At 60.3% G+C, this 13,624-nt stretch carries 15 protein-coding genes; 8 read left to right on the forward strand and 7 right to left on the reverse strand.

The genetic code is table 11. The features are described from left to right. Positions 1 to 30 precede the first annotated feature (30 nt). The 5 genes from MKR05_RS11850 to MKR05_RS11870 all read left to right on the forward strand — a co-directional run bounded on the left by MKR05_RS11850 (position 31) and on the right by MKR05_RS11870 (position 4,269). Positions 31 to 1,653, forward strand: a complete 1,623-nt coding sequence (locus MKR05_RS11850) for an alpha-glucoside-specific PTS transporter subunit IIBC (RefSeq protein ID WP_023291447.1) — start codon at positions 31 to 33, stop codon at positions 1,651 to 1,653. After that, a complete protein-coding gene (locus MKR05_RS11855; RefSeq protein WP_017899668.1) occupies positions 1,650 to 2,972 on the forward strand; it encodes a 6-phospho-alpha-glucosidase in 1,323 nt (440 codons plus the stop codon). Before MKR05_RS11850 ends, MKR05_RS11855 begins: the two co-directional genes overlap by 4 nt. A gap of 100 nt (positions 2,973 to 3,072) precedes the next feature. Further along, positions 3,073 to 3,420: a YidH family protein gene (locus MKR05_RS11860; RefSeq protein ID WP_004202264.1), complete on the forward strand. Its 348-nt coding sequence runs from the start codon at positions 3,073 to 3,075 to the stop codon at positions 3,418 to 3,420. Beyond that, positions 3,410 to 3,772: a DUF202 domain-containing protein gene (locus MKR05_RS11865; RefSeq protein WP_023291446.1), complete on the forward strand. Its 363-nt coding sequence runs from the start codon at positions 3,410 to 3,412 to the stop codon at positions 3,770 to 3,772. Before MKR05_RS11860 ends, MKR05_RS11865 begins: the two co-directional genes overlap by 11 nt. Beyond that, complete coding sequence (locus MKR05_RS11870; RefSeq protein ID WP_238875159.1) at positions 3,769 to 4,269, forward strand: regulator; 501 nt, start codon at positions 3,769 to 3,771, stop codon at positions 4,267 to 4,269. The genes MKR05_RS11865 and MKR05_RS11870 overlap by 4 nt, the downstream gene beginning before the upstream one ends. Positions 4,270 to 4,272: 3 nt before the next feature. Here the strand turns inward: MKR05_RS11870 and dsdA are convergent, their stop codons facing one another. Both dsdA and dsdX read right to left on the reverse strand, forming a co-directional pair. Further along, positions 4,273 to 5,601: a D-serine ammonia-lyase gene (gene dsdA / locus MKR05_RS11875; protein ID WP_044525090.1), complete on the reverse strand. Its 1,329-nt coding sequence runs from the start codon at positions 5,599 to 5,601 to the stop codon at positions 4,273 to 4,275. Between the two features lie 17 nt (positions 5,602 to 5,618). Further along, the gene (dsdX, locus tag MKR05_RS11880; RefSeq protein WP_048335644.1) at positions 5,619 to 6,956 is read right to left on the reverse strand and encodes a D-serine transporter DsdX; all 1,338 of its coding nucleotides are present in this window, start codon (positions 6,954 to 6,956) and stop codon (positions 5,619 to 5,621) included. Between the two features lie 226 nt (positions 6,957 to 7,182). Between dsdX and dsdC the strand changes: the two genes are divergently transcribed. Then, complete coding sequence (gene dsdC / locus MKR05_RS11885; RefSeq protein WP_044525088.1) at positions 7,183 to 8,106, forward strand: DNA-binding transcriptional regulator DsdC; 924 nt, start codon at positions 7,183 to 7,185, stop codon at positions 8,104 to 8,106. Positions 8,107 to 8,186: 80 nt separating this feature from the next. Here the strand turns inward: dsdC and emrD are convergent, their stop codons facing one another. The 5 genes from emrD to MKR05_RS11910 form a co-directional block, all read right to left on the reverse strand. Further along, positions 8,187 to 9,371, reverse strand: coding sequence for a multidrug efflux MFS transporter EmrD (emrD, locus tag MKR05_RS11890; RefSeq protein WP_023291441.1), 1,185 nt, complete (start codon positions 9,369 to 9,371; stop codon positions 8,187 to 8,189). 175 nt (positions 9,372 to 9,546) lie between these two features. Continuing rightward, entirely contained in the window at positions 9,547 to 10,380 is an 834-nt protein-coding gene (locus MKR05_RS11895; protein WP_284118654.1) for a DMT family transporter, read from the reverse strand. 66 nt (positions 10,381 to 10,446) lie between these two features. Then, positions 10,447 to 10,893, reverse strand: coding sequence for a GNAT family N-acetyltransferase (locus MKR05_RS11900; RefSeq protein ID WP_004202251.1), 447 nt, complete (start codon positions 10,891 to 10,893; stop codon positions 10,447 to 10,449). Positions 10,894 to 10,983: 90 nt separating this feature from the next. Further along, positions 10,984 to 11,103: a type I toxin-antitoxin system toxin TisB gene (gene tisB, locus MKR05_RS11905; protein ID WP_004145059.1), complete on the reverse strand. Its 120-nt coding sequence runs from the start codon at positions 11,101 to 11,103 to the stop codon at positions 10,984 to 10,986. A gap of 450 nt (positions 11,104 to 11,553) precedes the next feature. Next, positions 11,554 to 11,721 carry a hypothetical protein gene (locus MKR05_RS11910; protein ID WP_014343455.1) on the reverse strand — a complete coding sequence of 56 codons (168 nt, stop codon included), beginning with the start codon at positions 11,719 to 11,721 and terminating at the stop codon, positions 11,554 to 11,556. A gap of 12 nt (positions 11,722 to 11,733) precedes the next feature. On the opposite strand from MKR05_RS11910, the gene ivbL reads away from it, so the two are divergent. Continuing rightward, positions 11,734 to 11,829 (forward strand): ilvB operon leader peptide IvbL, encoded by a 96-nt coding sequence (ivbL, locus tag MKR05_RS11915; RefSeq protein WP_002923286.1) that lies wholly within the window; start codon positions 11,734 to 11,736, stop codon positions 11,827 to 11,829. Between the two features lie 104 nt (positions 11,830 to 11,933). Further along, positions 11,934 to 13,622 (forward strand): acetolactate synthase large subunit, encoded by a 1,689-nt coding sequence (ilvB, locus tag MKR05_RS11920; RefSeq protein ID WP_023291439.1) that lies wholly within the window; start codon positions 11,934 to 11,936, stop codon positions 13,620 to 13,622. Positions 13,623 to 13,624 lie beyond the last annotated feature (2 nt).

A 13,624-nucleotide genomic window follows, 5' to 3' on the forward strand; every position in this document is an offset into this window, starting at 1 on the left:
CCCTACGAGTTGTTACATGAGGATTTCCCAATGCTCAGTCAAATACAACGCTTTGGCGGCGCCATGTTTACCCCGGTTTTATTGTTTCCTTTCGCCGGGATCGTGGTCGGTATCGCCATTATGTTGCGCAACCCGATGTTCGTCGGCGAAGCGCTGACCGCACCCGACAGCCTGTTTGCACAGATCGTTCACATCATCGAAGAGGGCGGCTGGACCGTCTTTCGTAATATGCCGCTGATTTTCGCCGTCGGCTTGCCGATTGGCCTGGCGAAGCAGGCCCAGGGCCGGGCCTGTCTGGCGGTACTGGTGAGCTTTCTCACCTGGAACTACTTTATTAACGCCATGGGGATGACCTGGGGCCACTTCTTCGGCGTCGACTTTTCCGTTGAACCCACGGCCGGCAGCGGCCTGACGATGATTGCCGGGATTAAAACCCTCGACACCAGCATTATCGGGGCGATCGTCATCTCCGGCCTGGTGACGGCCCTGCATAATCGCTATTTCGATAAGCCCCTGCCGGTATTCCTCGGCATCTTCCAGGGCTCATCGTTTGTGGTCATTGTCGCCTTCCTCGCGATGATCCCCTGCGCCTGGCTGACGCTGCTCGGCTGGCCAAAAGTCCAGCTGGGTATTGAATCGCTACAGGCCTTCCTGCGCTCTGCCGGCGCGCTCGGGGTGTGGGTCTACATCTTCCTTGAGCGCATTCTGATCCCCACCGGTCTGCATCACTTCGTCTATGGCCCGTTCATCTTTGGCCCGGCGGTAGTGGAGGGCGGACTGCAGGTCTACTGGGCAGAGCATCTGCAGGCGTTCAGCCAGAGTACGGAACCGCTGAAGACGCTGTTCCCGGAGGGCGGCTTTGCCCTGCACGGTAACTCGAAAGTGTTTGGTTCGGTGGGCATTGCGCTGGCGCTTTACTTCACCGCCGCGCCGGAAAATCGCGTCAAGGTCGCCGGCCTGCTGATCCCCGCCACGTTGACCGCGATGCTGGTCGGGATCACCGAGCCGCTGGAGTTCACCTTCCTGTTCATCTCGCCGCTGCTGTTCGCCGTCCACGCGGTGCTGGCGGCGTCCATGGCGACAGTGATGTACATCTGCGGGGTGGTGGGCAATTTCGGCGGCGGCCTGCTCGACCAGTTCTTGCCGCAAAACTGGATCCCGATGTTCCATCACCACGCCTCGATGATGTTCATTCAGATAGGTATTGGTCTCTGTTTCACCGCCCTCTACTTCGTGGTCTTCCGCACCCTGATCCTGCGTCTGAACCTGAAGACGCCGGGCCGGGAAGAGAGCGAAATCAAGCTCTACAGCAAGGCTGATTATCAGGCGGCGCGGGGTAAAACCACGGCGGCAGCCGCGCCAGAGACCCGGCTGGGCCAGGCCGCTGGCTTTCTGCAGGCCCTCGGCGGCGCCAGCAACATTGAAAGTATCAATAACTGCGCCACCCGACTGCGCATCGCGCTGGTCGATATGGCGAAAACGCAAAGTGACGACGTCTTTAAAGCGCTGGGCGCCCACGGGGTAGTACGCCGCGGCAACGGGATTCAGGTCATCGTCGGCCTGCACGTTCCCCAGGTACGCGACCAGCTGGAAAACCTGATGAAAGATTCTCTTTCGACCGAACATACCACCATGACGGAGGCAGTATCATGAAAAAATTCTCAGTTGTTATCGCAGGCGGCGGCAGCACCTTCACCCCGGGCATTGTCCTGATGCTGCTGGCAAACCAGGATCGTTTTCCGCTGCGGTCGCTGAAATTTTACGACAACGACGGGGCGCGGCAGGAGACCATCGCCGAGGCGTGCAAAGTGATCCTCAAAGAGCAGGCGCCGGAGATTGAATTCAGCTATACCACCGATCCGCAGGCGGCGTTTACCGATGTTGATTTCGTCATGGCGCATATCCGCGTCGGGAAATATCCGATGCGTGAACAGGATGAGAAAATCCCGCTGCGCCACGGCGTGCTGGGCCAGGAGACCTGCGGACCGGGCGGGATCGCCTACGGTATGCGCTCTATCGGCGGCGTGCTGGAGCTGGTGGATTATATGGAAAAATATTCGCCGAACGCCTGGATGCTTAACTACTCCAACCCGGCGGCGATTGTGGCGGAAGCCACCCGTCGTCTGCGGCCGAACGCCAAAATCCTCAACATCTGCGATATGCCGATCGGCATTGAAGGGCGGATGGCGCAGATTGTCGGCCTCAAAGACCGTAAACAGATGCGCGTGCGCTACTACGGCCTCAACCACTTCGGCTGGTGGACCTCGATTGAGGATCTCGACGGCAACGATTTGATGCCGAAACTGCGCGAATATGTGGCGAAATACGGCTATGTACCGCCTTCTAACGACCCGCACACCGAGGCAAGCTGGAACGACACCTTTGCCAAAGCGAAAGATGTGCAGGCGCTGGATCCGCAGACCATGCCGAATACCTACCTGAAATATTACCTGTTCCCGGACTACGTGGTGGCCCACTCCAACCCGGAACGCACCCGCGCCAATGAGGTGATGGATCATCGTGAGAAAAACGTCTTCAGCGCCTGCCGGGCGATTATTGCCGCCGGGAAATCCTCCGCAGGCGATCTGGAGATTGACGAGCACGCGTCGTATATCGTCGATCTGGCGACGGCCATCGCCTTTAACACGCAGGAAAGGATGCTGCTGATTGTGCCGAACAATGGCGCGATCCATAACTTTGACGCCGACGCGATGGTGGAAATTCCTTGCCTGGTGGGCCACAACGGGCCGGAGCCGCTGACGGTCGGCGACATCCCGCACTTCCAGAAAGGGATGATGAGCCAGCAGGTGGCGGTGGAAAAACTGGTGGTCGATGCCTGGGAACAACGCTCTTACCACAAGCTGTGGCAGGCGATTACCCTGTCGAAAACCGTGCCGAGCGCCTCGGTGGCGAAAGCGATCCTCGACGACCTGATTGCCGCCAATAAGGATTACTGGCCGGAGCTGCATTAATCCCCGCCGTTGACCGGCGCCCTGCGGGGCGCCGATGCTTCTCCCCGGTTCCTGATTTACGCTATGCTGAAGCCTGCTGCGCGATGAACAAGGAATCGTCATGAAAATCTCCCGCCTCGGCGAAGCGCCTGATTACCGCTTTTCGCTGGCTAACGAACGCACCTTTCTGGCGTGGATCCGCACGGCGCTCGGTTTTCTTGCCGCTGGCGTCGGTCTTGACCAGCTGGCGCCAGACTTTGCCACGCCGCTGATCCGTGAAATTCTCGCCCTGCTGCTATGCCTGTTTGCCGGCGGCATGGCCATCTATGGCTATCTGCGCTGGCTGAACAACGAGAAGGCGATGCGCCTGAAGCAGGATCTCCCCTATACCCGGACGCTGCTGGTGATTAGCATCCTGCTGCTGGCGGTGGTGGTCGCGGTGATGTTGCTGGTGCTGTATGGCGGATAAACGCCGGGCGCGGCGGGAAAGCGACCCGGGGCTACAGCCAGAGCGCACCTCCCTGGCCTGGTTTCGCACCCTGCTGGGCTATGGCGCGCTGATGGCGCTGGCGATTAAGCACAGCTGGCACCGCGCCGGACTGCCGTTCTGGCTGTCGATCGGCGTGCTGGCGATAGTGGCGGGGATCCTTTGGGGCTATACCCGCCGTCGTCATCTGATGGACGTCGACGACAGCGATTTTTTGCAGCCGCGGGCGGTTCGTGACAAATTTTTGATCGCACTCGCAGTACTTTCTCTGGCATTCCTGTTTGCTGTTACTCACCTTCAACAGATCGTTTCATTCATTAGGGATATGTCATGACAGGATGTCCGGCGAATTTGCCTCTCACTCATGCCCCCGGCCAGCAACATGACACTCCCTTTCAGGCGGTAGTGGTCGAGGCGGAGCATTGCCGCCAGCCGCAGGCGTTCTATGCGCAGCTGCGTCAACAGGGGCTTACGGCTATCCATTTTATTCCGCAGCTGGCGGCTGGCGACGCCGCGCTGTGGGGAGAGTTTCTCTGCGCGGTCTTTCACCGCTGGGTGCGGGAAGATATTGGCCGTATCAATATTTTGCTGTTTAGCGAGACGCTGAGCGCCTGGTGCGGCGAGTTGATAACGCGGGCGGGCGCGCCGGCGGCCAACAGCGCCTGCTACGGCTGTCCGTGGCTACGCCTGTGCCGCTGCGGCGAACAGGAAGACCCGCTGTGCGCGGGTTATCGGCAGTTCTACGATCTCAGCGGGCCCTATATGCGAGTGATGCGGGACCTGCGCCGACAGCAGCGGCCGCCAGAGGCGTTGATGCTGCTGCTGCGCTGAAGATTAGCGCCCCTTCGCCAGATACTGCGCCATCTCCTCTTCCGGCACCATTCCGCCGCCGGTGGCCCACACCAGGTGGGTCGCCTGCTGCAGCTGTTGCTCACTCAGCCCTTGCAGCTGATGGTACGCTTTGCTGGCGCAGACGCGCTGCGGCCCGGCCATCCCGGCCAGCGCGGAGGGCTCAAGGCGGATATTTTCCGCTGTCGCCAGCCAGCCCAACATGTCATACATCGTCTGGTCGTCAAGGGTATAGAACCCGTCGAGCAGGCGCTCCATTGCCCGGCCAACGAAGCCGGACGCCCGGCCGACCGCCAGACCGTCGGCGGCGGTCAGGTTATCAATGCCTAAATCCTGCACCGCTATCTGGTCATGAAGCCCGGTGTAGACGCCGAGCAGCATGCAGGGAGAGTGGGTCGGTTCGGCGAACAGGCAGTGAACGTGGTCGCCAAAGGCCAGCTTGAGGCCAAACGCCACGCCGCCGGGGCCGCCGCCGACGCCGCACGGCAGGTAGACGAACAGCGGATGGTCGGCATCGACCACCCGTCCGGCTTTGGCGAACTGCGCCTTCAGGCGCTCGCCGGCCACGGCATAGCCGAGGAACAGCGTGCGCGAATTTTCATCGTCGATGAAAAAGCAGTTCGGGTCGGATTCCGCCGCCTTGCGTCCCTGTTCGACCGCCACGCCGTAGTCCTCTTCATACTCCACCACCGTCACGCCGTGGCTGCGCAGTTTGGCCTTTTTCCACGCCCGGGCGTCCGCGGACATATGCACGGTAACCTTAAAGCCGATGCGGGCGCTCATGATGCCGATCGACATCCCGAGGTTGCCGGTTGAGCCGACGGCGATGCTGTACTGGCGGAAGAACTGTTTAAACTCCGGCGTCAGCAATTTGCGATAATCATCTGCGGTAGTCAGCAGCCCGGCCTCGAGCGCCAGCTTTTCCGCATGGGTCAGCACTTCATAAATGCCGCCGCGCGCTTTGATCGAGCCGGAGATCGGCAGATGGCTGTCTTTTTTCAGCAGCAGTTCGCCGCCAATCGGCTGGCCGAATTTTTGCTCGAGGCGGTGCTTCATTGCCGGAATGGCGACCACTTCCGATTCGATGATCCCGCCGCTGACGGCCGTTTCCGGGAAGGCTTCCGCCAGATAGGGCGCGAAGCGCTGAAGGCGGGCATGGGCGTCCTGCACGTCGTCGGCGGTCAGGCCGACGTAAGGCAATCCCTCCGCCAGAGGGGTGGTGGCGGGGTTAAACCAGGTGGTTTCTTTCAGGGCGATCAGATCCTGCACAAGCGGGAAGGTCGCGGTCAAGGTAGTCAATTCAGCGTGTTTCATCATACGTCTCTTTGCGCTCAGATAATGAAAGAAAGCAGGAAGGTGGCGGCCAGTGCAAGTAGCGACGCGATAAAAGTCGCCGTCGTGTAGTACTTGAACGTTTCACTGAGGCTTGCGCCGCAGTACTGTTTGACCAGCCAGAAGAGGGAATCGGTGACGATCGTGCAGCCAATGGCGCCGGAACCGATAGCAATAGCGATGATCTCCGGGCTGACGCCGGGATAGAGCGGCAGCATCGGCGCGACGATGGCGGTGGCGCCCATCATCGCCACGGTGGCAGAGCCGACGGCGGCGTGCAGGATAAGCGCCACCAGCCAGGCCAGCAGAATCGGGTGCATATCGAGGTTCGACAGGATCACCGCCAGGCTATCGGCCAGGCCGCTGGATTTTAAGATCGCGTTGAACGCGCCGCCTGCGCCGATAATCAGCAGGATGTTGGCGATCGACCCAAAGCCATTTTCAGTATGGGTTAGCAGGACGCCCATCCCCATTTGCCGACGAATGCCGAGCATGTAATACGCGACAAAGACGGCGATAAACATCGCGGTGATGGGGTTGCCGATAAATTCCAGCACCGTATACAGCGTGCCGCCTTTCGCCATGTTCAGTTCGGCGACGGTTTTCACCAGCATCAGGCCAATCGGCAGCAGTACGGTAAACAGCGTGGCGCCGAGCGACGGCAGCGTCGACGCCTCGCGGACCTCAAGATTGGCAAATTCGGCCGGGACCGGTTTGTACGGCAGGCGGTTGCCTAACGCTCGGAGAAACAGCGGGCCGCCAACCAGCGAGGCGATCAGACCGACCAGCAGGCCATAGACAATCACTGTGCCAATATCGGCGCCCAGTTTGTTAGCGACAAACAGGGCCGCCGGATGCGGAGGGACCACGCAGTGCACCGCCATCAGCGCGGTACACAGCGGAATAGCCAGCTTCAGCAGCGAGGTGTTGGTTTTTTTGGCGATGGAGAAGGCCAGCGGGATCAGCAGGACCACGCCGACTTCGACAAACAGCGTGATGCCGCAGATCAGGCCGACCAGCACCATAATCACGTCCGCCGACAGCCAGCGGCAGCGCTGCAGCGTCAGGCCGATGCGCTCCGCCGCGCCGGAGACCTCCATCATCTTGCCGAGAATGGTGCCGAGGCCGATCACCGCCGCCAGGAAGCCCAGCGTGCCGCCGATCCCGCTCTCAATGGCGTTGACCATCTCCAGCGGGCCCATTCCCATCATCGCGCCGACGAAAAAGCTCGCCAGCAGCAGCGCCAGAAAAGGATGAAACTTCAGTTTGACGATCGTTAAGACGATTAACACGATGCTGATCAGCAGCGTGCTCACAACCCAGACTTGCGAACCCATATTCCACCTCGCCTGTGAATAATCTGGCCTTATTGAAGCGAGAAACCTCATGGGCTGACAAACGATATAAATGGGCTTTAAGGTGAGGAGAATTGAATCAAGTCGGTGATTTGGCTCAAAAACAGACCATTAATCATGCTGTGGGTCAAATTAATTCACCCTTTAGCGGCAAAACCGGCGTGATTTTTTTATCATCAACAGCCACTGTATTAGCCAGGAGCGCGTGATGGATGTGCTAAAAAACATAGGTACCCGGCTGCTGAACGGCTGGCAGCTCTCCAGGCTGTCGACCTTTGAAGTAGCGGCGCGGCACGAGTCGTTTGCCCTGGCCGCCGACGAGCTGGCGCTCACACCTGGCGCCGTCAGCCACCGGATTAATCAGCTGGAAGCGGAGCTGGGGATCCTGCTCTTTGTCCGCTCGCATCGTAAAGTTGAGCTGACGCGTGAAGGTAAGCGGGTCTACTGGGCGCTGAAGTCGTCGCTGGATGGCCTCAATCAGGAGATCCTCGACATCAAAAACCAGGAGCTCTCCGGCAGTCTGACGGTCTACTCGCGGCCCTCTATCGCCCAGTGCTGGCTGGTGCCGGCTCTGGGAGACTTTACCCGCCGTTACCCTGCCATCTCCCTCACCGTGCTGACCGGCAACGAGAACGTTAACCTGCAGCGGACGGGCATCGATCTGGCGATCTATTTTGATGATGCGCCGTCGTCGCAGTTGAGCCACCATTTTCTGATGGATGAGGCGATCGTGCCGGTATGTACGCCGAATTACGCGCACCAGCGGCAGTTAATGTCGAATCCGGGCAATCTGCGCCACTGTACCTTGCTCCACGACCGCCAGGCATGGAGCAACGATTCCGGCACCGATGAGTGGTATAGCTGGGCGCAGCAGTTTGCGGTGGACCTGCCGCCATCGTCGGGCATTGGCTTCGATCGTTCCGATTTAGCGGCGATCGCGGCGATGAACCACCTCGGGGTGGCAATGGGGCGTAAGCGGCTGGTGCAGAAGCGTCTGGAGAGCGGGGAGTTGATCGCCCCGTTTGGCGATATGACGCTGAAATGCCACCAGCACTACTATGTGACCACCCTGCCGGGTCGCCAGTGGCCGAAAATCGACGCCTTTATCGAGTGGCTGCATAGTCTGACCTGAAAATGAGCCGGGCTAGCCCGCTATGATGTTGGACAGCCCGGGTAAGGCGTCAGCCGCTATCCGGGGAGCGGCCGCCGCGCTTATACCGGCTGCTGATGATGGGTAAAGCGCGAGGCCAGCGGCAGCCAGCACAGCAGAATCAACAGGCCCATCAGCATCATCAGCAGCCCGAGACTGCCCTGACCGGTTTGCGGCATCATTGCTGACAGCCATGCCAGCACGCCGGAACCGATATTCTGCAAGCCGCCAACCAGCGCCCCGGCGGTACCGGCGAGGAACGGGAATGGCTCCATCGCGCCGCTGGTGGCCAGCGGGAACAGCATGCCGGCGCCAAAGAAGAACAGCGCCGCCGGCACCAGCAGGGTCCAGACGGTCATAACGCCCAGCAGCCCCGGGATCCACATCATCAGACCCGCCAGCAGGCAGCAGATAACCGATTGCCACATCAGGGTCGGGAAACGCTTGTTAGGCCGGCCGGCAAACCAGGCGCCGAAGAAGGCGGCCGGGATCGGCAGAATAAACAGAATACTCACCGCCATGCTGCTCAGGCCGAGCACCGCGCCCATCAGTACGCCGGAACAGGCTTCGAATACCGCAATCCCCGCCAGGCCGCCGATCAGCATGAGCAGGTAACAGTTAAAGGCGCCGGTGCCGAACAGCGTTTTGTAGCTGGCCAGAAGTTTGGTGCGCGGCGCGCCCTCCGGGCGCGTTTCCGGCATCCATTTCGCCATGCTAAAGGTCACCCCCGCGCACAGCACCAGCAGGAAGGCGTAACAGGCGCGCCAGTTCCACAGGGTGTCGAGGATGCCGCCGAGCAGCGGGGCAATCAGCGGGCTGACCAGAATGCCCATATTTAACAGGCTATTGGCATGACGCAGCTGGGCGCCTTCGTACAGATCGCGGGGCAGGGTGCGCGCCATCACGCCGCCGACGCCGGTGCCCATCCCCTGCATGGCGCTGGCGGCGATCAGCACCGGCAGGCTATGGGTGGTAATGGCTACCAGCGTCGCCAGCATAAAAATCGACATCCCGACGAGGATCACCGGGCGGCGACCCACGCGGTCGGAGAGCGGGCCGTAAAACAGCTGTGAAATACCGTAGGTCAGCAGGTAGGCCGCCATTACGCTTTGTACCGCCCCTTCGCGGACGTTCAGCGCGACCGCCATGTCGGCGATGGCCGGAATATAGATGGTCTGCGCCATCTGGCCGACGGCCACCAGCAGTACCAGCATCAACAACAAATTGAAGTTTTTATGCCGTTTCATGTCGATGAATACTTTGTGAGTAAATAAAAATTAAGAATATGTGACTGGCACACACCGTAAACGATGGAGGAATCTACCATATAAAAATGACAGAACAACTGCAAAGTGCCGATTGTTGAGGGAATTCCAGGCAGATTATGTAAACAGGAACGGCAACTAATGTTGCCATTTCAGGTTACGCGAGGCGCAGGAGGATCGCCCCGGCGGCAATCCCGCAGGCGGCGACGATGCGCAGCGGCATCAGTTGCTCTTTCAGGACGATAAACGCGATCAGCGCGCCGAACAAAATGGAGGTTTCACGCAGCGCGGCGACCACCGCCAGCGGCGCCTGGGTCATCGCCCACAGCGCCAGGCCGTAGGAGCCCATGGTGCCGATCCCGCCGAGGATACCTTTTCGCCAGTGCAGGCGCAGATAGCGGCTGGCTTCAGCGCGGCGGGTCATCATTGCCCAGCTTAGCAGGCAGAAGCCGTTCATAAAAAAGGTCCACAGGGTGTAGCCCAGCGCCGAGCCCGCCAGCCGGACGCCGGTGCCATCCACCAGCGTATAGCCGGCGATAAAGTAGGCGTTGATCAGCGCCAGCACGATGCCTTTGCGGGAGCTGGCGCGGCCGTTAAAGGCCATCGCCAGAATGGCCAGGCAGATGACGCCGATGCCCAGCCAGGCCAGCGGCGACAAACGATCGCCGAGAAACAGCACGCTTATCGCCGCCACCAGCAACGGGGCAGTCCCCCGCATCAGCGGATAGGTCTGGCTCATATCCGACACCTGATAGGTCTTCGCCACCAGCACCGTATACACCACCTGTAACGCGCACGACGCCAGCAGATAGGGGGCGCTGGCCAGCGTGGGCTGCGGGGCAAAAGGCAGCATCACCAGGGCGAGCAGCGCGGCCGAGCCGCTGACGCCGATCGCCGCGTACATTTTATCGCCGCTGGCTTTGACAATAGCGTTCCAGCTGGCGTGCAGCAGGGCGGCGAACAGCAAAATGCAGAATACGGTGAGGGTCATCGCAGACAGGTTCAACAGTGAAGGTCACCGGACTGTAACACGCGCCCGCGCTGCCAGCCAGCGGGGCTACAGCGAACAAAACAGGCGATGCGTCACCCGCGGTTCATCGTACACCGGGCGAAAGCCAAGTCTTTCATAAAAGGGCCAGGCCTGCGCCGGAGCGTGGGTGTTGAGAAAATCGAACCAGGCGCTGGAGTGGGTGATAACCGAGACCAGCAGCTGCTGGCCGATCCCCCGGCGGCGGTAGCGCTCGCTGATGTAGAGGTGGCGAATACGCCCGGCCCGCGGCTGGGGGCTGAAGGGATCGCTATTGATGCCGCATACCCCAACCAGCTGGTGATTCACGAAGGCGCCCAGCAGCGTTTCGCCCGGCGCGGTAAAGCGGTTTTTGCCGCTCTGCCAGTTTTCCGCCAGGCGGCGCAGCATATTGAAATGCTGTTCAAGGCTTTCGGTGCGCAGCGCCGCGAACCCCGGGGCATCCGGCGTCGTGGCGGCAATTAACAGGGGTGGCATAGCTTCCTCCATCAAGTCATCCCGGGACGCCCGGCGGGCGCCTGCAGGGGGGCGGTTTCCCGCCCCCCTCAGGTGCGACTTGAACCTGAATCAGCGGAACTGTTTCAGGACTGCATCAAGTAGTTGCAACACAGCAACCATGAGTTTCAGGATTAAAATAATAATATCCATTCCGCCCATACGCGCGTCTCCTGTGGTTAAGGAGCACAATAAGCTGACGTACCTTTCCGCTGCCCGTTGTCAGCTTATCCCTGCCTGTCGCCGGCGGCGTCGCCCTGGCCTGTGGTGGCTCCTTCCGTGGACGGCTTCCCGGCCCGCCGCCTGCAACGACAGGGGTGCGCAGCGCTGAACCACGCGTTGCCGCGCGGGCCAGTGACTGCACGTTGTTGACGTAACACAGTGTGCTCTCTCGGGGTTAAGGCACTGACGGCACCACCCGTTTCAGCCAGGACTTCGTTGCGCCGGTCAAACTTGCGGCCCCCGAATGGCACACCATGAACACACCCAGTATAGATAAATACTGTATGGATGAACAGTATTTTTTGGACAAATCCGCCGCGCTATCCCATACTCTATGACAGAGAAAAACCGACCTTAAATTGCGTGAACTGCAGCGATCGCGTATACTTTTGGCGTTGACGTAATACAGTGTGCTTGCGGCTACCACCTGTAACCATGCTGATAAAAACCTCGCTCCGGCGGGGTTTTTTGTTTTCTGCCCTTTTGCGCCGAACTGTGATCTTTCGCGCAAATTTTCGTGGATGAAAATAAATCCATTGTGAAAACGTAAAACCTGTGTTTGTATAAATTCAGCTTATTTTTCGACACAACAGGTCCCTAATGAACGCAACCCTGATCGCTTCGACCCTACTAAAAACCGCGCCAGCCGCGGTGGTCGTCGTGTCTGTGGTGGTCGTCGTCGGCAATGCGCCGTAGGGTCCGGAACAACACGAATTCCAAACCCCGCCGGCGCAAACCGAGCGGGGTTTTTTGTTGGCGAGCCCCCCGGTAAAGTCGGCCCAGAAGAAAAGGACTGGAGCATGGCAAGTTCGGGCACCACATCAAACACAATGCGCTTTACCGGCGCGCAGCTGGTTGTTCATTTACTGGAACGCCAGGGTATCACTATGGTTAGCGGCATTCCGGGCGGCTCCATCCTGCCTATCTACGATGCCTTAAGCCAGAGCACGCAGATCCGCCACATCCTGGCGCGCCACGAGCAGGGCGCGGGCTTTATCGCCCAGGGGATGGCGCGTACCGAAGGCAAACCGGCGGTCTGTATGGCCTGCAGCGGCCCGGGGGCGACGAACCTGGTGACGGCGATCGCCGATGCCCGCCTGGATTCGATTCCGCTGGTCTGCATCACCGGCCAGGTGCCGGCATCGATGATCGGCACCGACGCCTTCCAGGAAGTGGACACCTACGGCATCTCTATCCCCATCACCAAACATAACTATCTGGTGCGCGACATCGCCGAGCTGCCGCAGGTGATCAGCGACGCCTTCCGTATTGCTCAGTCCGGGCGTCCCGGGCCGGTGTGGATAGACATTCCTAAGGATGTACAGTCGGCGACCATTGAGCTGGAAACGCTGCCGGAGCCGGGCGAGCGCGCCGCAGCGCCGGCATTCGCCCCCGAAAGCGTGCGCGAAGCGGCGGCGATGATCAACGCGGCGAAGCGTCCGGTGCTCTATCTGGGCGGCGGGGTGATTAACGCGCCGCAGGAGATCCGTGAGCTGGCGGAAAAAGCCAACCTGCCGACCACCATGACCCTGATGGCGCTGGGCATGCTGCCGAAGGCGCACCCGCTGTCGCTGGGGATGCTGGGCATGCATGGCGCGCGCAGCACCAACTTCATTCTGCAGGAAGCGGATTTACTGATTGTTTTAGGCGCGCGTTTTGATGACCGGGCGATTGGCAAGACCGAGCAGTTCTGCCCGAACGCGAAGATTATCCACGTCGATATCGACCGCGCCGAGCTGGGCAAAATTAAGCAACCGCACGTGGCGATTCAGGGCGATGTGGCGGAAGTCTTAGCCCAGCTGAACCCGCAGGTTGAGGCACAGCCGCGCGAGGAGTGGCGCCAGCTGGTGGCCGACTTGCAGCGCGAATTCCCCTGCGCCATCCCGCAGGAAAGCGACCCGCTCTCCCATTATGGCCTGATTAACGCCGTGGCCGCCTGCGTGGATGATGAAGCGATCATCACCACCGACGTAGGCCAACACCAGATGTGGACGGCGCAGGCCTACCCGCTCAACCGTCCGCGGCAGTGGCTGACCTCCGGCGGTCTTGGCACCATGGGCTTCGGCCTGCCGGCGGCGATCGGCGCGGCGCTGGCGAATCCGCAGCGCAAGGTTATCTGCTTCTCCGGCGACGGCAGCCTGATGATGAATATTCAGGAGATGGCCACCGCCGCTGAAAATCAGCTGGATGTAAAAATTATCCTGCTGAACAACGAAGCGCTGGGGCTGGTGCATCAGCAGCAGAGCCTGTTCTATCAGCAGGGGGTTTTTGCCGCCACCTATCCGGGGATGATTAACTTTATGCAGATTGCCGCCGGTTTTGGCCTGCAAACCTGTGATTTAAATAACGAAGCCGATCCGCAGGCAGCGCTGCAGGCGATCATCGACCGTCCGGGGCCGGCGCTGATCCACGTGCGCATCGACGCGCAGCAGAAAGTGTATCCGATGGTACCGCCGGGTGCGGCTAATACTGAAATGGTGGGGGAATAAGC

Origin of the sequence: Klebsiella sp. K5-204, assembly GCF_030128585.1 — a bacterium.
Classification (GTDB): Bacteria; Pseudomonadota; Gammaproteobacteria; order Enterobacterales; family Enterobacteriaceae; genus Klebsiella; species Klebsiella quasipneumoniae.